Raw genomic sequence first — 23,221 nt, 5'->3', positions numbered from 1 at the left:
AGTTGAAAAAAAAACAAAAAATTCTAGTAACAGGAGCTGCAGGTTTTATAGGATACCATGTTTCAAAAGCGTTGCTGCAAAGAGGTGATGAAGTAGTTGGTTTAGATAATATCAATGACTATTATGATGTTAATCTGAAATATGCAAGATTAAAAGAGTTAGGTATAAGTAAAGAGAAAGATGTAGAAGATGGACTTATACAAAGTGAAAAATATAATTTATTCCATTTTATAAAACTTGACATTGTAGAAAGAGAAGAGTTAGAACAATTATTTGCAAATGAACAGTTTGACAAAGTAATTCATTTGGCGGCTCAGGCTGGTGTACGTTATTCAATTGAAAATCCTCATGCTTATGTCCAATCAAATTTAGTTGGCTTTGTTAATGTTTTGGAATGTTGCAGACATAACAAGATCAAACATCTTGTTTATGCCTCAAGCTCTTCAGTTTATGGGAATAATAAAAAAGTGCCATTTTCAGAAGATGATAGAGTTGATCATCCTGTTAGTTTATATGCCGCTACTAAAAAGAGCAATGAATTAATGGCACATACTTATAGCCATTTATATCAACTGCCCACTACAGGGCTTCGCTTTTTTACTGTTTATGGACCTTGGGGAAGACCAGATATGGCTCCCATGCTTTTTGCCAATGCCATTACTATGGGCCAACCAATCAAGGTTTTCAATAATGGTGAAATGGAGCGAGATTTTACTTATATAGATGATATTGTAGAAGGAGTTGTAAAAGTATGTGAGAATGTCCCTAACACTAATGAGAATATTCCATATTATAGATTATTTAATATTGGTAATTCAAAGCCTGTTAAATTGATGGATTTTATTTCTTGTTTAGAAAGTTCCCTTGGGGTTGAAGCAAAAAAAGACATGTACCCGATGCAACCAGGAGATGTAAAGCATACTTTTGCGGAAACAGCTAAACTTAACAAGATTACTAAATATAATCCATCTACAGATTTAAGGGTAGGTGTAGAAGCGTTTATTAAGTGGTTTAAAGATTATATAGGGTGTTAGTAGTAAAATATATAGGTGGATTAGGGAACCAGTTGTTTCAACTTGCTTTTGTTTTGGAATTGAGGGAAAGAGGGTATAAGGTATTTGAAGATATAACCGATTATCGTTATTATGATAGACATCAGGGATTTGAAGTAGATAAGGTTTTCGATATTCAAATAAAGCATGTTGATGTTAAAAATCTTAGTAGGCTCAGAAGTGATTATCCGTCAGTCATTAACAAGATTAAAAGTAAGTTGTTGGGAGGTGTTAAATTAAAAAGTACGCATATTTTTCAAAATAATTTTGATTTTAGTAAAATAGAGAATCAAAAGGATTATTATTTGGAAGGTTATTGGCAGAATTGTAATACTTATCTAATAAAGGATAATTTGCGTTCGTTTATTAAATTTAAATCATTTTCTCTTTCAACAAAAAATAAAAATGTATTGGAGTGTATTAATTCAAGTAATTCTGTTGGAGTACATATAAGACGTGGTGATTATTTAAATAAAGAAAATATCTCACATTTTGAACAAGTAGGAGTAGAATATTATCTTAAAGCAAAGGAAATTATACAAAGCAAGCTAAAAGATAATGTTCAGTTCTTTTTCTTTTCGGATGATATTGATTTTGTTAAAAGTAATTACGATTGGGGGTGTAATGTTAAATATATTGATTGGAATGTAGGCGATAAAAGCTATTTGGATATGTATTTAATGGCAAATTGTAAAGGACTTATAATTCCGAATAGCACTTTTAGTTGGTGGGCTGGTATTCTAGGAAAGGATAAAAAACATGTTGTAGCACCGAAGTATTGGTGGCAAGATAGAGAAAAAGATAATGATATATACTTACCAAATAAATGGAATTTAGTAGATAATAGGCTGAATTTATAGAGGGAGATGAAGATGATTCAACGAATATTTCAAAGATTGACAAATTATTATTTTAGCCGAAGATTGAGTGCCTTTGGTAATAACACCAACATTCATCATACAGTAAGTATTAGAAATTTTAACAATGTTGAAATAGGGGATAAAGTAATTATTAATAGACAAGTGGTAATTTGGGTTAGTAAATTGACTATTGGTAATAATGTACAGATTAATCCAAATACATGTATCTATGGTAGGGTAGAGATAGGTAATAATGTTATGATTGCACCGAATTGTATGATTGCTTCTGGTAATCATGGTATTGATTTTGGAAAAGTTATGATAGAACAGAATTGTACAACAAAAGGTCCAATAATTATTAAAGATGATGTTTGGATAGGAGCTAATTCTGTTATTTTGGATGGGGTTAATATTGGTAAAGGGGCTGTAATTGGAGCAGGAAGTGTTGTGAGTCATGATGTTCCTGAATATTCTATTGTGTTTGGAAATCCTGCTAGGTTTTATAAAACAAGAAAAGACTTGTAAATAATGACGAAACAGGCTTTTTTATGGAGTAGTATAGGGAAATTTGGACAGCAGTTTCTGACAATATCCATCAATATATTAACTGCCCGGTTACTTCTCCCAGAGGATTATGGTGTTGTCGGTGTGCTAGCCGTATTCGTAGTTGTTTCTACGGTGTTTGTGGAAGGTGGGTTTAAAGATGCATTGATAAGGGATAATAAATTAAGTAATGCAGCATATTCAAGTGTTTTTTTTCTAAATGTATCAATAGCAGTTGTATTATACTTTATTTTATTTATAAGTGCCCCGTCTATAGCTGATTTTTTTAATAATAGGGATTTAGTAGTTTATTCTAGAGTTTTATTTCTTGTTTTTATTTTTAATGCTTTGTCAGTAGTTCATACCGCTAAATTAATTAAAGCATTAGATTTTAAAAAGATAGCTGCAATTAATATTGTTTCATCTGTTATAAGTGGTGTTATTGGATTGGTAGGAGCTTATTTTGGTTTTGGGGTATGGTCATTAATCACGAGTCAAGTATTGCGTCCGTTGCTTCGTTCATATATGATGATTGTTAAAACATCTTGGGTGCCTAAAGCTATATTTAGTATAGAAGAAATAAAACCTCTGTTTAGGTTTGGGATTAATCTATTATTATCCGGAATTTTAGGACATGTATGTGCAAACATATTAAAGGTAATTATAGGAAAATTCTATACTTTTAAAGATGTTGGATATTATGATCGTGCTTCTAATATGCAAGGATTAGCTATGACATCGCTTTCTGAAGTAATTAATGAAGTCAGTTATCCGTTACTTGCGAATTCCGGAGATAATAAGATTGAAGTATTCAAGAGGATTACCAGGGTAACAATATTTTTATGCGTGCCAATATTTTTGTTTTTAATCATTGTTGCTGACGATTTAATAATATTTTTGCTCACAGATAAATGGAGCGAGGTTATACCTTTGTTTAAATTATTGTGTATCATTGGCATGGTGTATCCTTTGGCTGTATTGAACAATAATATTATAAAAGTTAGAGGAATGTCTCGTGTAGTATTGATAAATGAGCTCATAAGAAATTTACTCCTACTATCTTTGGTTGTAATTTTTCGACATAAATCTGTATACATATTGGTTTTAATTACTGTTGTTATAAATGTGGTTGCAACCTTCTTATATATGATAAGTGTTGAATATAAGGTATTTAAGGGTTGTATTAAATTTGAAGGATTAAATATCTTATTGTCTTTATTTGCATCTGTTTTTCCATTACTATTTGTATATGGGATAAGTATATTAACTCTCCCATTGTTTTTTAAACTTAGCTTACAAGGAGTTGCAATGTTTGGTTTATATTTAGGAATTATTGTATTATTTTTAAAGTCTCTTAAAAGTGATTTTAAAGCATTATTGAAATAGTTTTATGGTCAAATCATCTCCTTTAATTTCAGTAATAATGAGTGTTTATTCGGAACCATCCGAATGGATAAAGGAATCGATTGAATCAATATTGGATCAATCATTAAGAGATTTTGAGTTTATTGTAATAAATGATAATCCAGAACATTCCAGAATAATTAAACTTCTTAAGGAATTTTCAGAAAAGGATAATAGGATACGTATTGTTTCCAATGAGAAAAATATAGGCCTGACAAAATCATTAAATAAAGGACTTCAACTTGCAGGAGGTGAATATATTGCACGAATGGATGCTGATGATATTTCTCATAAGGAAAGATTTAAGTGTCAAGTTGAATTTTTAGAAAAAAATCAGGATATAAGCTTATGCGGAACTTGGGTGAAAGAATTTGGGAATGGTGTAATTAATAAAGTGAAAAATCCTGTAAGTAGTAAAGAAATCGCTGCACGTTTATTATTCAATAATTGTTTGGGACATGCAAGTGTTATGTTTAGACGAAGAATTTGTTTGGAACAGGGACTGTTGTATGATGAATCTATTCCTAAGGCTCAGGATTATGCTTTGTGGAGTGAAATGGTTTTTAAAGGTTTAAAGTTAGCAAATATACCAAAATATTTATTGTACTATAGGATACATGTAAATCAGGTATCAAGTAAGACATATCATGAGCAGCAAGATTATGTTAAGGTGATAAGGTGTCGATGGCTAAATATGCTTGGAATAAATTTATCAGAATTGGAGTATGGTATTTATGAAAAAATATGTACTCGTTTTCCCATCTTAGAATATGAAACAGATAATTTTATTAGGGTGTGTGAAATTTTTAGAAGTGTGGATTTTAGTAAATTTATTAATCAGGATACAATTACCAAAATCCTTAATAGATCGATTTTTCATTATGCTATTCGGTTAAAGCATATGTCAGTTAGACATCGATTGATGTTGCTTAAAACTATATTTTAGATTGATATGATCTTGAATCTGAAAGTTTTTAATAGAATATTTATGATCGAATTTATCTTAATTGACCTTCAAGGATAAAATAGGTTATTCAATGACTTTAATGTTAGATAATAAATAAGTAAATAAAACAAATGAATTGCCATAGTAAGGGATTGGTATCTATAATTATTCCGTGTTATAATCAAGCAGGATTTTTATCTCAGACTTTAAATTGCATAAAATACCAAGCCTATGATAACTGGGAGTGTATTGTCGTTAATGATGGATCATCTGACAACACAGAAAAAATTGCCCAAAAGTATTGTGATGAAGATGCTCGCTTCCGTTATGTGTATAAAACTAACGGTGGATTGTCATCTGCAAGGAACCAAGGTTTAAAAGAAGCAAAGGGCGAATTTATTCAGTTTTTGGATTCGGATGATATTATAGGAGAAAATAAACTTAAACGTCAGGTTGAAGAAATTACAGCAAGAAATGTTGACATTGTTTTAAGTAGTTGTTATATGTTTGAAAAATCGCTTAAATTTCCTTTTTTAAGAATAGATTTTCAGCATTTATCAACTAATTTTCATGAAGATATTTTACTAAAATGGGATAATGAGTTTACAATTCCGATTCATTGTGCATTATTAAGAGCTGATTTTTTTGGAGAAGGTAAGATCTTATTTGATGAGGTATTGAAAGCAAAAGAAGATTGGTATATGTGGTTTAATCTATCTAAGTTAACAAATAGAGTTTTTTGTGATAATACGTGTGATGTCTATTATCGTTGGCATATTAACAGTATGACCAAAGATAGTCTAATTATGCTCAGAAATCAGATGGAGGCTATATTTAAAATTGATAGTGAAATTTCAGATAGTGATTTACGTGAACGATTCCGATTGACATTAGCAGATAAAGTAGGTAAGCCTTTCCAAGAGAGAGCGTTTAAACTTGGAAAAAAAATTGGTTACATATATGGCGCTATAAACAGACCATTGCAAGGGATATTATATTATTTTGGATTAAAGTAATGAGTGACAATAAAGTTGTAATTGTTTTAGTTAATTATAATGGTCATAATGATACGATTGAGTGTCTTGAATCATTAAAAAAAATTAAATATACTAATTATTCTATTATAGTAGTTGATAACTCTAGTTCAGAGTTAAGTATTGAATTTATTGAAGCATGGGCAAGAGGTCAGGTTAAAAGTATTAAAACAAATTATAAAGATATAGTTTATCCTTTGTCAAAAAGTGTAGAAAAAATTCATATAATTAATGAAGGGGATGAATTGTTAGAACTTAATGAATTAACTATAATAAAGGCTGAAAATAGAGGATTTGCAGCAGCAAATAATGTGGCATTAAGAGCTATTGAAAACAAAAACTATGAGTATGTCTGGTTGTTAAACAATGATTGTATAGTGACTAGAGATGCTTTAGATGTGCTTGTTAAAGACATTAACAACAGAACGCAAGATGTTGGAATATTGGGCGCTACATTGTATGATTATTATCAACCAGATGTAATACAGAGTATTGGGGGAGTTCTTAATAAATTCTTTGGAACAGTAAAACAGTTGAATGAAATATCCAGTATTAAACTACTTGATTATCCAGTTGGAGCGAGTATGTTAGTAAAAAGGAAATTCATTGAAGATGTTGGTGGTTTAAATGAAGATTTCTTTTTATACTACGAAGAGGTAGATTGGGTAATGAGGGGCATGAAAAAAGGCTATAATTTTGGAGTGAATGAAGAGAAATTAATATTCCATAAGGAAGGGGCTTCTACGAAAGGAGATAACCGAAAAGTTGCTTCGAAATCAGAGGTGTCCGATCTTAGTTCTTTAAAATCACGATTAATTTTTATGAAATCACATTTCCCTAGAAGGATTTTGTTGGTAAAGTTAGGTTTTGTAATTGTTTTGTTTAATCGGATTAGAAGAAGAAGATTTGATCTTTTACCTAAAATAATTAGGATATTATTTGATGCTTAAAAAGGAGACTTTAATTATATTTTTTTTAGTTAGCTTAGGGGTTTTTAGAGTAGACTTTTCAGGTGAATTTCTGCCATTCGAACTTACTCCATCAGTGGCCTTAAGCGTGGTTGTGAATATATATGTACTGGTATTTGCAATTAAGAATACCACTATAAAAATAAATCAAGAACTTTCTTTAATTCTATCCATATATTTGGTGTATATATTGTTAAGATGTTTTTCATTGCCCGATACATCCTTGATTAAAAGGATCATTTTGTTTTTTTACACAATCATTTCATGTTATAGTTTTACAATTCTATTAAAGGATCAATGGTCAAAAATTAATAATATATATTATAAATTTTCAAAGTGGTCAGTTATTGTATATGCTTTCTTCTCGCTAATTCAAATTTACTTATTTCTTAAAGGAGGATTTTATCAGGATAACTCAAATTCTTTTGTTAAGTTGTACCCTCAAACAATTAGTTATTTTCTTCCAAGGCTAACTGGAGGTTTTATTGATCCAAATGTATGTGGTTTCTTTTTTTCCTTTTTATACCTATTATCTTTTAAGATTGAAAAAAGAGATATGAAATGGTATCGTCGTTTGTATGGATTAATTATTCTTATAACATTGTCGCGTAGCGCCATTGCAGCACATTTGGGTATTGTTGGTGTAAGATTATTATTTATTAAGTTAATTCAATTTAAAAACATACAATTTTATATAAATAAAAGGCGTGCAGTCTTTAGTTTAATAATTTTTGGTGGACTAATATATATAGTAAGAAACATACTGGGTCATGTAGATTTGTCCTTGATTATAAAAGGGCTTCAAACAAGGTTATTAGATGTTGGTTCTACCGGACATCATTTTTTGTTGTTGCAAGCTGGTAAAGAGATAATTATGGAAAGTTGGCATTCCGTTATTTTAGGACATGGTTTTATGTCTGGATCTTTTTTTGCATCATCTTTTTTTGGAGGTGATAAGTATGCTAATTTCCATTCTGAATACATTACGTATTTGATTGAAATTGGTTTGGTGGGACTTTGTTTACATGTGATAATTATTATTTTTCCATTGTTTAGAATATTAAGAACTAGTATAAATAATAACATACTAACAATGCTATTGTTTTGTTTAGCAATAGCTTTGCAAGGTATATTCTATCAGCAATATATGTTTTTTTATTATTGGGTTTTTATCTTTATGAATTATTTAACATATGATGAAAAGGTTGCAGTAAATGAGTAGAAATTGTATATATATAAATGCCCGATTTTTAACCCAAAAAGTAACAGGAGTTCAACGTTTTGCTATTGAGTTATCAAAGCATCTAAAGGATTCGGAGTTGATTGTGAAGTGGGTGGCTCCAAAGAATATTGTTAACAAGGAGTTAGCTGAGTTCTTAGATGTAGAATTAATAGGTCGCAATAAGGGGCATTTGTGGGAACAAATTGACTTACCTAAGTATTTAAAAGATAATGGAAATCCTCTATTACTTAATTTATGTAACACCGCACCGTTGTTATATAAAAACTCAGTATCAACAATTCATGATTTGGCATTTCTGGAAAACCCTAAATGGTTTTCCAAGAAGTTTTATTGGTATTATCGCATTTTGATTCCTAGAATTGCATATATTGCTAAACATATAATAACAGTTAGTGAGGTATCAAAAGAGGAAATATGTGATAGACTTCATGTTAAAAAGGAGAAGGTTTCTGTTGTTTATAATGCTGTTTCAGAATGTTTTACTAACAAGAAAAAGGAAGTATTAGAAATAGAGGATTATATTTTATTTGTTGGTTCATTAGATCCAAGAAAGAACTTGTATACCTTGATCGAGGCAATGTCATATACATCTAATGATATTAAATTAAAAGTAGTAGGGTGTTCTGGAAAGAATTTTTCAGATTTTGGTCAAGATATACGGCATAAGCAAATCGATGTATTAGGATATGTAAGCGATGAAGAATTGTTGGAATTATATAGAAAGGCTAGAGCTTTTGTTTACCCGTCTCTTTATGAAGGTTTCGGTATTCCTCCTTTGGAAGCACAATCAATGGGTGTACCTGTTTTAGTTTCCAATATCCCTGTTTTTAAAGAGGTTTTTGCTGATTCTGTAAAGTATTGTAATCCTTATAGTGCAATAGAAATGGCTGAATCAATATGTAATATTTTTTGTATGTCGAAAGAAGAGCTAGATGACATAATAAACAAAGGTTACTCAAATGTTAATAGGTTTTCATGGACTTACTCAGCAAGAATATTAGTTAATGAATTATTAAAGATTAAGAATGCTAGCTAATTTGAATAGAAATATAGGTTTGGTTCTAATTATGCTACATTTTTTAATGGATTTTTTTGTTAAACTACTTTTATATATTGGAATAGACGAAGATCCAGGTAATTCGACCATAGTTTACTTTAAAATACTCATATTTATTGGCTTGATTATGTTTGCTATAATTAACTTCAAATCAAATAAGAAGTTATTGTTTAATCTATTGCTTATATGTGTAACAGGGTTTGTGGGGTGGTTGTCTTATTTTCATGGAATTGACTCAAGTGAGCTTTATATTTTTATAAAGACAATGGTTAGATACGTCTATCCATTTTTTTGGTTAATATTTTTTTTAAAATTATCTCCTAAACAGATAGAAAATAGTATTATCGGTTTTAGACTGGTTCTTTTCATTAATACTATACTCATTTTAATAGGATTGTTATTCAATATTGGTTTATTTTCAGCATACGATGGTCGCTTTGGTTATGATGGTGTTTTCTACTTAGCTAATGATGCTTCTCCTTTCTATTTTCTAGGATTAGTTGTTTTATATGATAGAATTAGAGCAATTCATAAAGAATGGATGAATGTTTTTGAGTTTTTATTTTTGGTTATAGGTAGCTTATTGTTAGGAACAAAGACAGCATATCTTTTTATTTTAATATTCACAATATATCATATTTATTCTACAAAAAATTATATACAGGGATTAATTATGATTGTTTTTCTTTTAGCTATCTTAATTATGTCAGGTGTTTTTACTTTTTTTATTGATTTAGCCTTTACTACTGATATTTTAACATCTGTTTTAAGTTTTCGAAATGAATTATTTTTGAGTAGAATTATTCCTTTAATTGAGAATTGGGGAGTTGTAAATTATTTTTTTGGCGGATGTAATTATATTGAAACATATATCCAAATGGACCTTATAGATGTTTTTGTTTTTTTTGGAATTGTAGGAGGAAGTATATACTGTATTATATTTTTCAAGGAGTTTTTTTATGTAAAAGCTAATAGTTATTTGATTTATATTGGAATTGTTTATGTTATTTTAGGAGCATTAGCCGGTCACTTCTATCCTAGTGGAGTGGTAGCAATATATTTAGCGTTAGTTTGTATATCACAAAGAAAAAAAAATAATTTTGAAAGTAGCACTCATACAAGATTGGCTCACTGAGATAGGAGGAGCAGAAAAAGTATTCGAATGTTTTCTGGAATTATATCCAGAGGCTGATATTTATACGGTGACATCCCATGATAGAGTTATTGATGAATTGAATATTAATAAAAATAAATTACATGAGTCTTTTGTAGCTAAACTACCTTTAGGTAGAAAAAAATACCGGAATTATTTGCCATTATTTCCTAAAGCAGTTGAGAGTTTTGATTTTTCTGGGTATGATTTAATTATCTCATCCTCTTCTTCTGTTGCAAAAGGTATCATAACAAATTCTAAGCAGTTGCATATTTGTTACTGTCATTCACCTGCTAGATATGCATGGGATTTATACCATCAATATCTGAACGAAGCTCGATTAGTTGGCTTCGGTATAAAGAAATGGTTTGTTCGACATACGTTATATAGACTTCGTATTTGGGATGTAATTAGTGCTAATAGAGTGGATTATTTTATAGCAAACTCAAATTATATCAAAAAAAGAATAAATAAAGTATACAGACGAGAAGCGGATGTGATCTATCCTCCAGTGGATACTCATCGCTTTGATTTATGTGAGGACAAGGATGAGTATTATTACACAGCTTCAAGATTAGTGCCATATAAGAAAATAGATCTTATTGTTAAGGCTTTTTCAAAAATGCCAAATAAAAGGTTGATAGTAGCAGGTACGGGGCCTGATTATTCGAAAATAAAGGCTTTAGCAGGGCCTAATGTTGAGATGAAAGGATTTGTAACTAATGATGAGATGCTTGAGCTGATGCAAAAAGCAAAAGCTTTTGTATTTGCAGCTGATGAAGATTTTGGAATCATTCCAGTTGAAGCTCAGGCATGTGGTACACCTGTTATTGCATTAGGAAGAGGCGGTACTAAAGAAACCGTAATAGATGGTCAGACTGGAGTTCATTTTAATGTGCAGACTGTGGAGTCCTTAATGGAGGCCATTGATCGTTTTGACGATATGAATTTTGATGCTAAAGTTGTACGAGTAAATGCTGAGAAATTTTCTAAACAGCGATTTAATAAAGAACTACAAGAGTATATTAATGAAAAATATACAGAATTTAATTTGAATCAATCATGAAAGGCGTCATACTCGCCGGAGGCTCCGGCACACGTTTACACCCAATCACATTAGCTACATCTAAACAGCTGTTACCAATTTTTGATAAACCAATGATATATTATCCTTTGTCTGTATTATTACTTGCTGGGATAAAAGAAATATTAATTATTACAACTCCAGAAGATCAAGCTTCCTTTGTTCGGTTATTGGGAGATGGAAGTCAATGGGGAATAAAATTAGAATATGTAATTCAACCTTCACCTGATGGCTTAGCGCAGGCATTTATTCTTGGAGAAGAGTTTATCGGTGATGATGATGTATGTTTGGTTCTTGGTGATAATATTTTTTATGGACATGGTTTTGTTTCATTACTTCAAGATGCTGTAAAAACAGTTAAAAAAGAAAATAAAGCGTCAGTATTTGGTTATTGGGTTAATGATCCAGAGCGTTATGGTGTTTGTACCTTTGATGAAGGTGGTAATGTAACTTCAATTGAGGAAAAGCCAGAAGTGCCTAAGTCAAATTATGCGGTTGTGGGTTTATATTTCTATCCTAATAGTGTTATTGAGATTGCTAAAAACATTAAGCCCAGCCCTCGGGGAGAATTGGAAATCACAACTGTTAATCAGGAATATTTAGATAAAAGTGCATTAAAAGTCGAATTAATGGGACGTGGATTTGCTTGGTTAGATACAGGAACCCATGAGTCTTTATTGGAAGCGAGCCATTTTGTTGAAACTTTGGAAAAGAGAATTGGTTTAAAGGTTTCATGCCCAGAAGAGATTGCTTATTTAAATGGATGGATAAATAAAGAACAGTTAATTAAGCTAGGTGAGAAATTGAGTAAGAATCAATATGGACAATATTTATTGTCGTTAGCAAAAAGGCAATAAGCAACTAATATTGAATTGGATAATTAAATTATTCGATAATTCAATTTGTCCTTTGAAAATAATATATTCGTATGAAATAATCCATTAGTATGCCTTGCTCATTATTGGTAAATGGCATGTGGTATTATTAAACTATTTATAAGCATGAAGTTTATTAAAACAGATATTGAGGGTTTAATTATTATAGAACCTAAAGTTTTTGGAGATAGCCGAGGCTATTTCTTCGAATCCTTTAATCAAAGGCAATTTGAAGAAAAAATAGGCCCAGTTAATTTTGTTCAGGATAATGAATCCAGATCTAGTTATGGAGTGTTGCGAGGGTTACATTTTCAAAGGCCTCCGTTTAATCAGGCAAAATTAGTAAGGTGTATAGAAGGTGAAGTTCTTGATGTGGCTGTAGACTTACGTAAAGATTCACCTACTTTTGGAAAACATGTTTCTGTTGTTTTATCTGACCAAAACAAAAGACAGTTTTTTGTTCCCCGAGGATTTGCTCATGGGTTTGTGGTGCTTAGTAAGTCTGCAATTTTTTCTTATAAGGTTGATAATTGGTATGCCCCAGAACATGATTCCGGTATTGCCTGGAATGACGAGGCACTAGCTATTGATTGGAATATTAGTGCAGAGTCAGTTCTTCTATCAGCAAAAGATAAAGAGTTAAAACCTTTAGCTGGAATCGAATTACCTTCAGAATTTACAATGGCTGATTATCTAAAATAAGATATCGTGATGAATATTTTAGTAACAGGGGGAAACGGACAATTAGGTTCGGAGTTAAAGCATATCGCATTTCAATATCCTCAATTGAATTGTATGTTTACCGATGTTGAAGAGCTTGATATAACAAATCAAGATGATATTATTAGTTATGTAGAGGAACATAATGTTGGTTTAATTATTAATTGTGCTGCTTATACAGCGGTTGATAAGGCGGAATCAGATATTGAACGAGCTAGAATTATAAATGCAACAGCTGTTAAAAATTTAATAAAAGCTTGTGAATTAAGTTCTGCCAAGTTAATTCATATCTCTACTGATTATGTTTTTAATGGAGAAGCATTTTGTCCATTAAAGGAATCTGATCAAGTAATACCTTTAGGTGTATATGGGCTTACAAAATTAGAGGGAGAACAGTATGTTGTATCCTCTAATGAAGAAGGAATTATCATTAGAACATCTTGGCTATATTCTTCTTTCGGCAATAATTTTGTTAAAACAATGATGAGATTAGGTGTAGAAAGAGAGTCTTTAGGTGTTATTTTTGACCAGGTAGGTACACCAACTTATGCAGCGGATTTAGCAGGTGCTATAATGAGTATTATTAATAGTAATGAAAAGTTGGATAAAAAGGGAAAGGTTTATCATTATAGTAATGAGGGAGTTGCTTCTTGGTATGATTTTGCTTTAGCAATTTTTGAATTATCAGGTATTAAATGTATCGTCAATCCTATTGAAGCATCAGAATATCCAACACCAGCAAAAAGACCATATTATTCGGTTCTTAATAAAAAGAAAATAAAAAACGATTTTAATATTTCAATACCATACTGGCGTGATTCATTGAGAAGCTGTCTTTATGAAATCGAAAAATCAAACTAAAAAAAGAGTATATATGTATAGTCCAGACTAAACGTCTTTAAATACGAATAGCTTATGGACATCCATTTAACCATTTAAATAAACTAAACGAATGAAACGAGCTATAAGAAAATCTCAAGCACGAGGATTATTAACTTTTGGGCGAGTTCCATCTGGCAAATAAAAATCAAATTTAAACAGATGAAATCAATATTAGTTACAGGAGGAGCTGGTTTTATAGGGTCAAATTTTGTTCCTTATTTCTTAGAGAAGTACAGTGAATATAAAATAATAAACCTTGATAAGTTAACCTATGCTGGAGATATTACAAACTTAAAAGAAGTAGAAAATTCAGACAGGTATGAATTGGTGAAAGGTGATATTTGTAACCGTGAACTGGTTCAATATCTATTTGAAAAATATGATATTAAAGGAGTATTCCATTTTGCTGCAGAGAGCCATGTTGATAATTCGATAAGTGGGCCAGAGGTATTTATTCAAACCAATGTTAATGGTACTTTTACATTATTAGATGTAGCCCGTCAATATTGGATGGATTCACCTTTTAAATATAAAGATGGTTATGAAGGATGCCGTTTTCATCATATTTCTACAGATGAAGTTTATGGTACTTTAGGGGAAACGGGATTATTTAAAGAAGATACCCCTTATGCACCCAATAGCCCGTATTCTTCCTCGAAAGCAGGTTCAGATTTAATTGTACGTGCATATTATCATACCTATGGAATGAATGTGACTACGAGTAATTGTAGTAATAACTACGGCCCTAAACAACATAATGAAAAATTAATCCCTACGATTATCCGAAAAGCATTGGCTGGTGAAAATATTCCTATTTATGGTGACGGTAAAAATATTAGGGATTGGTTATATGTACTAGATCATTGTATAGGTATTGATTTGGCTTATCATAAGGGAATCGCTGGAGAAACCTATAATATTGGAGGACGCAATGAACGTGATAATTTGTTTATTGTAAATTATATCTGTTCTATCCTTGATGAGAAGAAACCTAAAGCTGATAGTTCTTCTTATAAGGATTTGATTACTTTTGTTCAAGATAGGGCCGGGCATGACAGACGTTATGCTATTGATGCAACAAAAATTGAAAATCAATTAGGGTGGAAAGCAAGTGAAAATTTTGAATCTGGGATCGTTTTGACAGTAGATTGGTATTTGAAAAAAAATAATATTTAAATTATGAGTAATAAAGTTGCTTTAATTACAGGAATAACAGGACAAGATGGCGCTTATCTAGCCGAATTTTTATTGAAAAAGGGATATGTAGTGCATGGTATAAAACGCCGTTCATCATTGTTTAATACAGACCGTATTGATCACCTGTATCAAGATCCTCATGTGGAAAATCGTAATTTGATTTTACATTATGGAGATTTAACAGATAGTATGAACCTGACTCGTATTATTCAGGAAGTGCAACCTGATGAAATATATAATTTGGCAGCGATGAGTCATGTTCAGGTGAGTTTTGAAACTCCTGAATATACTGCAAATGCTGATGGGATCGGTACTTTAAGGATTCTTGAAGCGATTCGATTATTAGGATTGACAGATAAAACCAGAGTGTATCAAGCATCAACTTCTGAACTTTATGGGTTAGTACAAGAAGTTCCTCAGTCAGAAAAAACACCTTTCTATCCAAGAAGTCCTTATGCAGTTGCTAAAATGTACGCATACTGGATTACAGTAAATTATCGTGAAGCATATAATATGTTTGCATGTAATGGTATTTTATTTAATCATGAAAGTCCATTACGAGGAGAAACATTTGTAACCAGAAAAATTACCCGAGCTGTTTCTAAAATTGCATTAGGAATGCAGGATTGTTTATATCTGGGTAATATGGAAGCGAAAAGGGACTGGGGACATGCTAAGGACTACATCAAAGCCATGTGGTTGATTTTGCAACAGGAAAAGCCTGAAGATTATGTAATTGCAACAGGTGTAACTACAAAGGTTAGAGATTTTGTAAGAATGGCATTTGCTGAAGTTGGTATAGAACTTGAATTTAAAGGTGAAGGTGTTGATGAAATTGGAGTAGTGAAAAACTGTACCAATCCGGATTATCAGGTAGAAGCCGGAACAGAAGTGGTTAAAGTAGATCCAAGGTATTTCCGACCTACAGAAGTTGAGTTGCTTATAGGTGATCCAACAAAATCAAAAGAAAAATTAGGTTGGGAACCAGAATATGATCTTGAAGGTTTGGTTAAAGATATGATGGCCTCTGATGTTGAATTAATGAAGAAAGATAAGTATTTGAGAGAAGGAGGATATAAGACACTGAATTACTTTGAGTAATGCGAATTACCCGAATAAAAGAAACGAATTATCCGAATTTTAAGTTGTGGTTGAGATAATTTATAAGGATGAAAGTTATCAAATTATTGGAGCATGTTTTAATGTTCATTCCCAATTAGGTCCTGGTTTTCTAGAAGCTGTTTATCAAGAGGCTTTGGAAATGGAATTTGAGAAGCAGAATATACCTTTTGAAAGACAAAAGAAGTTAACCATAATTTATGAGGGTAAAGCGTTAAGGAAGTATTACGTAGCTGATTTTGTATGTTACGGTAAAATTATTCTTGAGATAAAGGCTGTTAACGGTTTTTATAGAGATCAGTTTAATCAAACAGGAAATTATCTTCGTGCGATTAATTACAAATTAGGGTTGTTAGTAAATTTTGGTACATCTTCTTTAACACACAAAAGAATTCTAAATTCATCCTATTCACAAAAATTTGAATGATTTGTAGTAATTCATTTTATTCGTAATCTTTATAATTCGCATAATAAGTATTAATTAGAGAAATTCGCATGTATATGGAATATACAAGTAAGATATATGTGGCTGGCCATAAGGGGCTTGTTGGTTCTGCTCTTTGGAAAATATTAACAGAAAAAGGATACTCAAATTTAATTGGAAGAAGTAGTTCTGAGTTGGATTTGAGAGATACGCTGGCTGTTGAAACTTTTTTTGAACAAGAAAAACCTGAATATGTAATTCTTGCTGCGGCAAAAGTTGGAGGTATTGTTGCCAACAATACTTATCGTGGAGAGTTTATATATGAAAATTTGATGATTCAGAATAATGTGATTCATCATGCCTATAAATCAGGTGTTAAAAAATTATTATTTTTAGGGTCAACATGTATTTATCCTAAGGAAGCTCCACAGCCCATGACTGAGGATTGTTTATTAACATCGCCTTTGGAGTATACCAATGAACCATATGCCATAGCTAAAATCGCAGGAATAAAAATGTGTGAGTCGTACAATATTCAGTATGGCACTAATTTTATTTCTGTAATGCCAACTAATCTCTACGGACCAAACGATAATTTTGATTTGGAAAAGTCTCATGTATTACCTGCATTAGTTCGTAAAAACCATCTTGGCAAATGTTTGGAGCAAAATGATTGGGCAGCTTTAAGGTCTGATTTGGATAAAAACCCAATCGAAGGTGTGAATGGAAACAATACTGAAGAAGAGATACTTGCTATCTTAAAAAAATATGGTATTCTAATAAATCGTAATAATTCGAGTAATTCGCAAGTTTCTATAGAGATTTGGGGCACAGGAAAACCAATGAGGGAGTTCTTATGGTCTGAAGAGATGGCAGAAGCATGTGTTTATACTATGGAAAAGATTGACTTTAAGGATACGCATACTGAAGGTAAGGAAATAAAAAATACCCATATTAATATTGGTACTGGTAAAGAAGTTTCTATAAAGCAACTTGCAGAGGCAATAAAAAGTAAAGTAGGATTTAACGGTGAACTTTATTTTAATTCTGATAAACCAGATGGTACCATGAGAAAATTAACTGATCCATCTAAAATTCATGATTTAGGATGGCAACATAAAATAGATATTGAAGAAGGGATTGAAAAGATGTACCAATGGTATACTTCAATTCAATAAGATATATTAGTTTATATTTCTCTTAAAGCTCACTATACCAGGTGAGCTTTTTTTATGATTGTAAATTTTTCAGTGTATCTTTGGGATCTTTTTTAATACTGATAGAATTATTTTTAGAATGAAATATCGTTTGATTATTATATTGTTGATGCTGTATTGTTTGTTTAGTATGAATTTAAGGGCTCAACAAAAAATAAATATTAATGTTGAATCTCAGTTTTTAACTTCTTCCAATAAGAATATACAACCACATTACCAATATTCAAATAATTGGGGAATTATTGATCCATTTGAGCAAACACAAGGATTGGTTTTAGGGAGTTTTAAGTACAATATAACAACCAATAAAAGAATTGAATTATTAATAGGTACTTCTGGAGTATTTAAAAACAAAACAGAGGAAAGCTTTCTTCAGGAGAGTTATTTAAATGCGAAGTTTTTTAATTTAATAGATTTAAGTATTGGTAAACAGGCTTGGTCTCCCATCTCAACACATGAAGATTTAATGGTGGGTACCTTTATGCGAAATGCCAATGTCCGGCCTGTGCCAAGAGCTCAAATTGGTATTTTTGATTATAAAGTAGTGCCGTTTTTTAATCAGTTGTTTGCAATAAAAGGAGGTTTGTCTCATGGATTATTGAATGATAATAGACTGGATGGAGGAAGAAGTAATGCCGCTAGAAATGTACAGATTCATGAAAAGTGGGTATATCTTAAATGGAATAAAAATAAATATCAACCTTATATAGGTTTATTTCATGCAGCTTTATTAGGAGGAGAGAGAGCTAATGGAGAAAAAATACCGGTAGATTATTGGGCTACCTTTTTTGGCCAGCCTTCAGAAAAAGTTGGAGGTGGAGATGCAACAAATGTGGCAGGTGGTCATGATGGATTCTGGGATTTTGGATTTTCATACCAAAATAAATTAGGGAAGTTTCAATTTTATATACAAAAGCCTTTTGCTGATAGGACAGGTTTGAAATTATATCGATTTCGTAATCATGATTATAAAATTGGGATGTTCGCTGATATATTTAATTTAAAGTTTATAAAAAATGTATCTGTAGAATTGTTTAAAACAAATTTCCAGGCAGGGGGTGGACTTCCTGATCCAATTGATCCAGATGGCAATATCATCTTTATAAAAGGAATAAAAGATTATGATGCTTTTATGATGAATACTTACGGTATTGAAACACATGGATGGACAGATGAAGAGTTTGAGGATTATTTAATGGAGAATTGGAACAGAGGAAATAGATATGGAGAAAGAGATGATTATAACAATAATGGCATGTATTATAATGGGTGGACTTATTTTGGTCAGCCTATGGGAATGCCGTTGTATCATACCTACTATTTAGCTAAGGCCTACGCTCAGGAGTGGGAGCCGAATAATTCTGTAATATTTGTTAATAATAGAGTCAAAGGTTTTCATATTGGCATTGATGGAACTATTTTCGATGGATTTAATTATCTATTTAAGTCTACCTATTCAAAAAATTATGGAAGTTATGGGGAGGAATACATTCGAAGATACAGCTGGGAAAAGGATCCTGAGTTCTATTATCGAGGAGGAAAATCACAATGGTATTCTAATTTGAGTTTATCTTATCATAATAAGAATTTGGAAAACTTGAACTTAAAAACATCAATATCATATGACTCCGGAGATTTATATGATGCCTTTGGAATAATGTTTGGAATAGTAGTTCAAGTAAAATAATTATCTTTGTACCGCTCTAAATCAAAAAAAACACTTGTACAGCATGTTAAGAGAAAAAGAGAAAGTTGTAAATAACTTTTTAGCGTTTGTTGAGGTTGCTATTGCTTGGTTATCCTTTAATGCATCCTTATTCCTTTATTTTGGTCATTTTTCCTTTATAAAGTATAAAGATTCAATTATTCTACACTTAATTATTGCCTTATTTTGGTATTTGCTGGGTAAGTATTTCAGATTGGCTCAAGTCCATCGCTCCCGACCCTATTCAGCCATATTATTTAATTGTCTGGCACTTGTATTAACCGGGACTTCGATACTTGGATTATCTGTATTGGTTTTTAATCTGTATTATATAGGTTTCGAACCCTTAGTTTATTTTGCGCTAATTAACTTAGTATTAATGTTTGGCTTTAAAATGAGTCTATATGAATTCTTTAAAAGAGCCAGAAAACATGGTAGAAACTCTAGAGCCATTGTCATTGTGGGTGATTATACTGCTGCTCCTTTTATAGAGCAAGTTATTAAATATAAAGAATGGGGTTATAAAATTGTTTCTATAATTGGAGATGAAGTATTATCCAAAACATATGGCGGTATTGCTCCCGTTTTGGGGCCTGATTATGATGTAGCTTCTTTAATAGAGAATAAAACAATTGATGAAGTCATTTTTATCAAGGAACATATGGAAGTTGAAGAAATAGAGGAAATGGCTCATGTTTGTTCTGAAGTTGGAGTAATTTTTAGAATGTATTCTCCATTCTTTAACATGTTAAAAAGTAAAGCGCACATCCATCATTACAATACAATGCCATTGCTCACTATCGCAAATATTCCAACAGATTATTTGGCAATACAAGTGAAAGCAATTTTTGATTTTATTTTCTCATTTTTTGTTATTGTTTTGGCGTCACCAGTTTTTATAACGTTATCGCTATTGGTGAAGTTTACTTCAGAAGGACCTATTTTCTTTAAGCAGAAAAGAGTTGGGTTAAGAGGTAGGAAGTTCTATGCCTATAAATTTCGTACGATGGTAGTAAATGCGGAAGAACTAAAGGCAACACTTATGGAAGAAAACGAGATGGATGGGCCGGTGTTTAAAATGAAAAATGATCCTCGTATTACAAAAATTGGCCGATTCTTAAGGAAAACAAGTTTAGATGAATTACCTCAGTTTTTTAATGTCTTGATGGGGGATATGTCAGTGGTTGGGCCACGTCCTCCGGTACCACAGGAAGTTAAGGAATATGAGCGTTGGCACTTAAGGCGTTTATCCATGAAACCAGGGATAACCTGTACCTGGCAGGTTTCTGGTAGGAATGATATTCCTTTTGAAGAATGGATGAAAATGGATTTAGCATACATCGACAATTGGTCATTGAAGTTAGATTTTGTGATTTTCTTAAAAACCATCAGGACAATGATAATAGCTGATGGGCATTAATTTATAATAGGAATGATATCAAAAAAATACACATTTAGATCAATAAGGTTAACGCTTTTGTTATTGATTTTATTACAAAGTTGTAACCTGGAAAATCGAGTTCCTAATGAATTTCCCAAAGAAAAGGAGTTTGCTCAAATTTTGGCTGATGTGCATTTTACAGAATCCGTGATTTCGCAGATGCGATTAAAACAAAGAAGTATGAATGATGTAGCCAATGGTTGCTATCATACTGTTTTGTCGAAATATAATCTTACTCAGGAAAAATTTGATACAATCGTATCTTGGTATACTGCTCACCCGGAAATTTATTCCAAAGTTTATGATGATGTGGTAGCTATTTTAACAGAGAAAGAAGCTACATGGCAGCTCGAAGTTAAGGATATTAAGGAAGAAATTGAGCGACAAAGAGCTTTAAAGGAAGCCCGAAATATTTGGGAAAAAGAAAAAAGATCTTTAGTTGTTCAGCCTAAAGATACATTTGATAGAAGAATTCCTTTTAATATTGGGGTCGATACGATTAACGAATCAGGATATAGGATCAGTGCTTTTTATCAATTCTTAAAAGGGAATATGGTGAAAGAAGTAAATTTGGAGATTATTCCAATGTATGAGGATAGCAGTTATGATACGATTAATTATAAAATTCCGGTTACATTTGGAAGTAGAAAGTCTGAAGTAATTGTTGCTTCTGAAGATTCACTTAAAATATTACAAATTCAAGGATACTTACTTAAGCATGATACGGATGATGTTGTAAATGTTCGAATTAAAAACATAGAATTTGAATATCTTCCAATTGGAATTGATTCAATATCGATTGATGCACCTCAAGAACTTTTAACCAAATAATGAGAAAGATAGCTGCTCATTTTATTTTGCATCCAGATGGTTCTGTAGGGAAATTTCCTGTTATAGTTTTTGATCAAGATGGAACTATAGTTGAAATTAGAGAAAGATCCAGTTTTATTGAAGAGCCTTCGTTGGAGTTGGTTAATGGATTTCTGTGTCCTGGTTTTGTAGACTTCTTCCGAACTGCAATTCTACAAAATGAGAGCGTTGAGATACAAAAATATATAAATCGTCAGGTGATTTCAGGAATTAAAGTATTGGGTGCTTCTGAAGATGATTATTCCGATATTATAAAATATCGAACAAGAGGTATCTCTTTTACTAAAACCAGTAATAAATGCTCTATGCTAAATAATGAGTATAATTCATTGTTTGATTTTCTGAAGTTTAATAAGTCCGGAGTTGACTCGTTGATGAGATATACAATTGAGAATGCTTCTATACTCGAGGTAAATGATCAGTATGGGAGTCTGGAGGTTGGGAAACGACCAGGAATAATAGCAATTTCAGGAATGAATTATGAAACAATGAGGTTAACGGGATCAGCTAAGATAAAGTTGATTGTATAGTATCTACTAAAAAATATTATGGATAAATTATTAAAGGTTGCTATTGATGCTTCTATTGAAGCTGGTAAAGCAATTATGGATATATTTGAAAATGGCGATTTTGGTGTAGAAAAGAAAGCTGACAATTCGCCTTTAACTTTAGCAGACAAAGCAGCGCACAACATTATTGAAAAATGTCTTCTTACTACCGATCTGCCTATCTTAAGTGAAGAAGGCAAACATGAAGATTTTGAGATAAGAAAAGGGTGGAATAAACTTTGGATTGTAGATCCATTAGATGGAACAAAGGAATTTGTTAAGAAGACTGGTGAGTTTACAGTAAATATAGCCTTAATAGAAAATAATTATCCTGTATTAGGTGTTGTGTTTGTTCCTGCTACAGGTGTTTTATATTATGGAGGTACCGCAAGCTCATCGTATAAGGTGCAATTGAATGACGATTGGAGAGTAACAGATATTAAGAAACTAGATATAGGGAACACCCAAAAATTACCTCTAGGAAAAAGTGGTGATGTTTTTCGAATTGTTGCAAGTGTTAGTCACCTATCCAAAGAAACAGAAGAATTTACAGAAATCTTGAAAGATGAGTATGGAAAAACTGATTTTATGTCGGTAGGAAGTTCCATTAAAATATGTAAAGTAGCTGAGGGAAGTGCTGATGTTTATCCAAGATTAGGACCAACAATGGAATGGGATACAGCTGCAGGGCAAGCTGTGGCTGAGGGAGCAGGCATGAAATTTATCAATTGGAAAACTCAGGCAAGATTTGATTATAATAGACAAGAGTTGTTGAATGCATGGTTTGTTGTTGCAGGAGAAAAAGTTTCTGAAGAACAATTGCTTATGCTGATTTCTAAATCAAATTTCTGATTTACTATTATTTATTTACCATATTGG

Annotated in this window: 23 protein-coding genes; all 23 read left to right on the top strand. The window is 31.6% G+C overall.

From position 1 onward, the window contains the following. Positions 1 to 2 precede the first annotated feature (2 nt). Positions 3 to 1,034, top strand: coding sequence for an NAD-dependent epimerase (locus OM075_RS09835; RefSeq protein ID WP_301190332.1), 1,032 nt, complete (start codon positions 3 to 5; stop codon positions 1,032 to 1,034). Continuing rightward, positions 1,028 to 1,912 carry an alpha-1,2-fucosyltransferase gene (locus tag OM075_RS09830; protein WP_301190331.1) on the top strand — a complete coding sequence of 295 codons (885 nt, stop codon included), beginning with the start codon at positions 1,028 to 1,030 and terminating at the stop codon, positions 1,910 to 1,912. The genes OM075_RS09835 and OM075_RS09830 overlap by 7 nt, the downstream gene beginning before the upstream one ends. A gap of 12 nt (positions 1,913 to 1,924) precedes the next feature. Beyond that, the gene (locus OM075_RS09825; protein ID WP_301190330.1) at positions 1,925 to 2,437 is read left to right on the top strand and encodes an acyltransferase; all 513 of its coding nucleotides are present in this window, start codon (positions 1,925 to 1,927) and stop codon (positions 2,435 to 2,437) included. Between the two features lie 3 nt (positions 2,438 to 2,440). Beyond that, positions 2,441 to 3,841, top strand: a complete 1,401-nt coding sequence (locus OM075_RS09820) for a lipopolysaccharide biosynthesis protein (RefSeq protein ID WP_301190329.1) — start codon at positions 2,441 to 2,443, stop codon at positions 3,839 to 3,841. A 37-nt stretch (positions 3,842 to 3,878) separates the two neighbouring features. Further along, positions 3,879 to 4,805, top strand: coding sequence for a glycosyltransferase (locus OM075_RS09815; protein ID WP_301190328.1), 927 nt, complete (start codon positions 3,879 to 3,881; stop codon positions 4,803 to 4,805). 131 nt (positions 4,806 to 4,936) lie between these two features. After that, complete coding sequence (locus OM075_RS09810; RefSeq protein WP_301190327.1) at positions 4,937 to 5,821, top strand: glycosyltransferase family 2 protein; 885 nt, start codon at positions 4,937 to 4,939, stop codon at positions 5,819 to 5,821. Beyond that, complete coding sequence (locus OM075_RS09805) at positions 5,821 to 6,789, top strand: glycosyltransferase family 2 protein (RefSeq protein ID WP_301190326.1); 969 nt, start codon at positions 5,821 to 5,823, stop codon at positions 6,787 to 6,789. Before OM075_RS09810 ends, OM075_RS09805 begins: the two co-directional genes overlap by 1 nt. Beyond that, the gene (locus tag OM075_RS09800; RefSeq protein WP_301190325.1) at positions 6,779 to 8,029 is read left to right on the top strand and encodes an O-antigen ligase family protein; all 1,251 of its coding nucleotides are present in this window, start codon (positions 6,779 to 6,781) and stop codon (positions 8,027 to 8,029) included. The genes OM075_RS09805 and OM075_RS09800 overlap by 11 nt, the downstream gene beginning before the upstream one ends. After that, the gene (locus tag OM075_RS09795) at positions 8,022 to 9,086 is read left to right on the top strand and encodes a glycosyltransferase family 4 protein (RefSeq protein WP_301190324.1); all 1,065 of its coding nucleotides are present in this window, start codon (positions 8,022 to 8,024) and stop codon (positions 9,084 to 9,086) included. Before OM075_RS09800 ends, OM075_RS09795 begins: the two co-directional genes overlap by 8 nt. Next, the gene (locus tag OM075_RS09790) at positions 9,076 to 10,242 is read left to right on the top strand and encodes a hypothetical protein (RefSeq protein WP_301190323.1); all 1,167 of its coding nucleotides are present in this window, start codon (positions 9,076 to 9,078) and stop codon (positions 10,240 to 10,242) included. Before OM075_RS09795 ends, OM075_RS09790 begins: the two co-directional genes overlap by 11 nt. Continuing rightward, positions 10,208 to 11,326 (top strand): glycosyltransferase family 4 protein, encoded by a 1,119-nt coding sequence (locus tag OM075_RS09785; protein ID WP_301190322.1) that lies wholly within the window; start codon positions 10,208 to 10,210, stop codon positions 11,324 to 11,326. The genes OM075_RS09790 and OM075_RS09785 overlap by 35 nt, the downstream gene beginning before the upstream one ends. Then, on the top strand, positions 11,323 to 12,201 hold the full coding sequence (rfbA, locus tag OM075_RS09780; protein ID WP_301190321.1) for a glucose-1-phosphate thymidylyltransferase RfbA: 879 nt from the start codon (positions 11,323 to 11,325) through the stop codon (positions 12,199 to 12,201). Before OM075_RS09785 ends, rfbA begins: the two co-directional genes overlap by 4 nt. Before the next feature lie 144 nt (positions 12,202 to 12,345). After that, entirely contained in the window at positions 12,346 to 12,921 is a 576-nt protein-coding gene (gene rfbC / locus OM075_RS09775) for a dTDP-4-dehydrorhamnose 3,5-epimerase (protein WP_301190320.1), read from the top strand. A gap of 9 nt (positions 12,922 to 12,930) precedes the next feature. Continuing rightward, entirely contained in the window at positions 12,931 to 13,800 is an 870-nt protein-coding gene (rfbD, locus tag OM075_RS09770) for a dTDP-4-dehydrorhamnose reductase (RefSeq protein WP_301190350.1), read from the top strand. A gap of 180 nt (positions 13,801 to 13,980) precedes the next feature. Then, positions 13,981 to 14,997, top strand: coding sequence for a dTDP-glucose 4,6-dehydratase (gene rfbB, locus OM075_RS09765; protein ID WP_301190319.1), 1,017 nt, complete (start codon positions 13,981 to 13,983; stop codon positions 14,995 to 14,997). Between the two features lie 3 nt (positions 14,998 to 15,000). Continuing rightward, positions 15,001 to 16,119 (top strand): GDP-mannose 4,6-dehydratase, encoded by a 1,119-nt coding sequence (gmd, locus tag OM075_RS09760; protein ID WP_301190318.1) that lies wholly within the window; start codon positions 15,001 to 15,003, stop codon positions 16,117 to 16,119. A 46-nt stretch (positions 16,120 to 16,165) separates the two neighbouring features. Continuing rightward, positions 16,166 to 16,564 (top strand): GxxExxY protein, encoded by a 399-nt coding sequence (locus tag OM075_RS09755; protein ID WP_301190317.1) that lies wholly within the window; start codon positions 16,166 to 16,168, stop codon positions 16,562 to 16,564. A 74-nt stretch (positions 16,565 to 16,638) separates the two neighbouring features. Next, positions 16,639 to 17,739, top strand: a complete 1,101-nt coding sequence (locus OM075_RS09750; RefSeq protein WP_301190316.1) for a GDP-L-fucose synthase family protein — start codon at positions 16,639 to 16,641, stop codon at positions 17,737 to 17,739. A gap of 118 nt (positions 17,740 to 17,857) precedes the next feature. After that, entirely contained in the window at positions 17,858 to 19,465 is a 1,608-nt protein-coding gene (locus OM075_RS09745) for a hypothetical protein (protein ID WP_301190315.1), read from the top strand. Positions 19,466 to 19,508: 43 nt separating this feature from the next. Further along, complete coding sequence (locus OM075_RS09740; RefSeq protein ID WP_301190314.1) at positions 19,509 to 20,903, top strand: sugar transferase; 1,395 nt, start codon at positions 19,509 to 19,511, stop codon at positions 20,901 to 20,903. 12 nt (positions 20,904 to 20,915) lie between these two features. Next, entirely contained in the window at positions 20,916 to 21,755 is an 840-nt protein-coding gene (locus OM075_RS09735) for a DUF4296 domain-containing protein (RefSeq protein ID WP_301190313.1), read from the top strand. Further along, positions 21,755 to 22,324 carry a hypothetical protein gene (locus tag OM075_RS09730; RefSeq protein WP_301190312.1) on the top strand — a complete coding sequence of 190 codons (570 nt, stop codon included), beginning with the start codon at positions 21,755 to 21,757 and terminating at the stop codon, positions 22,322 to 22,324. Before OM075_RS09735 ends, OM075_RS09730 begins: the two co-directional genes overlap by 1 nt. Before the next feature lie 18 nt (positions 22,325 to 22,342). Beyond that, the gene (cysQ, locus tag OM075_RS09725; RefSeq protein WP_301190311.1) at positions 22,343 to 23,194 is read left to right on the top strand and encodes a 3'(2'),5'-bisphosphate nucleotidase CysQ; all 852 of its coding nucleotides are present in this window, start codon (positions 22,343 to 22,345) and stop codon (positions 23,192 to 23,194) included. Positions 23,195 to 23,221: the final 27 nt, after the last annotated feature.

It is taken from the genome of Plebeiibacterium sediminum (assembly GCF_026013605.1).
Lineage (GTDB): Bacteria > Bacteroidota > Bacteroidia > Bacteroidales > Marinilabiliaceae > Saccharicrinis > Saccharicrinis sediminus.
The sequence above is the reverse complement of the archived record's forward strand: the minus strand, read 5'-3'. Positions and strand labels throughout refer to the sequence as shown.

Excerpts from the sequence above, each read along its gene's own strand:
- OM075_RS09735 (WP_301190313.1), top strand. The coding sequence starts at position 20,916 with ATGATATCAAAAAAATACACATTTAGATCAATAAGGTTAACGCTTTTG.
- cysQ (WP_301190311.1), top strand. The coding sequence starts at position 22,343 with ATGGATAAATTATTAAAGGTTGCTATTGATGCTTCTATTGAAGCTGGT.
- OM075_RS09825 (WP_301190330.1), top strand. The coding sequence starts at position 1,925 with ATGATTCAACGAATATTTCAAAGATTGACAAATTATTATTTTAGCCGA.
- OM075_RS09810 (WP_301190327.1), top strand. The coding sequence starts at position 4,937 with ATGAATTGCCATAGTAAGGGATTGGTATCTATAATTATTCCGTGTTAT.
- rfbA (WP_301190321.1), top strand. The coding sequence starts at position 11,323 with ATGAAAGGCGTCATACTCGCCGGAGGCTCCGGCACACGTTTACACCCA.
- rfbD (WP_301190350.1), top strand. The coding sequence starts at position 12,931 with ATGAATATTTTAGTAACAGGGGGAAACGGACAATTAGGTTCGGAGTTA.
- rfbC (WP_301190320.1), top strand. The coding sequence starts at position 12,346 with ATGAAGTTTATTAAAACAGATATTGAGGGTTTAATTATTATAGAACCT.
- OM075_RS09740 (WP_301190314.1), top strand. The coding sequence starts at position 19,509 with ATGTTAAGAGAAAAAGAGAAAGTTGTAAATAACTTTTTAGCGTTTGTT.
- rfbB (WP_301190319.1), top strand. The coding sequence starts at position 13,981 with ATGAAATCAATATTAGTTACAGGAGGAGCTGGTTTTATAGGGTCAAAT.
- OM075_RS09795 (WP_301190324.1), top strand. The coding sequence starts at position 8,022 with ATGAGTAGAAATTGTATATATATAAATGCCCGATTTTTAACCCAAAAA.
- OM075_RS09730 (WP_301190312.1), top strand. The coding sequence starts at position 21,755 with ATGAGAAAGATAGCTGCTCATTTTATTTTGCATCCAGATGGTTCTGTA.
- OM075_RS09820 (WP_301190329.1), top strand. The coding sequence starts at position 2,441 with ATGACGAAACAGGCTTTTTTATGGAGTAGTATAGGGAAATTTGGACAG.
- OM075_RS09805 (WP_301190326.1), top strand. The coding sequence starts at position 5,821 with ATGAGTGACAATAAAGTTGTAATTGTTTTAGTTAATTATAATGGTCAT.
- gmd (WP_301190318.1), top strand. The coding sequence starts at position 15,001 with ATGAGTAATAAAGTTGCTTTAATTACAGGAATAACAGGACAAGATGGC.
- OM075_RS09750 (WP_301190316.1), top strand. The coding sequence starts at position 16,639 with ATGGAATATACAAGTAAGATATATGTGGCTGGCCATAAGGGGCTTGTT.
- OM075_RS09745 (WP_301190315.1), top strand. The coding sequence starts at position 17,858 with ATGAAATATCGTTTGATTATTATATTGTTGATGCTGTATTGTTTGTTT.
- OM075_RS09815 (WP_301190328.1), top strand. The coding sequence starts at position 3,879 with ATGAGTGTTTATTCGGAACCATCCGAATGGATAAAGGAATCGATTGAA.
- OM075_RS09790 (WP_301190323.1), top strand. The coding sequence starts at position 9,076 with ATGCTAGCTAATTTGAATAGAAATATAGGTTTGGTTCTAATTATGCTA.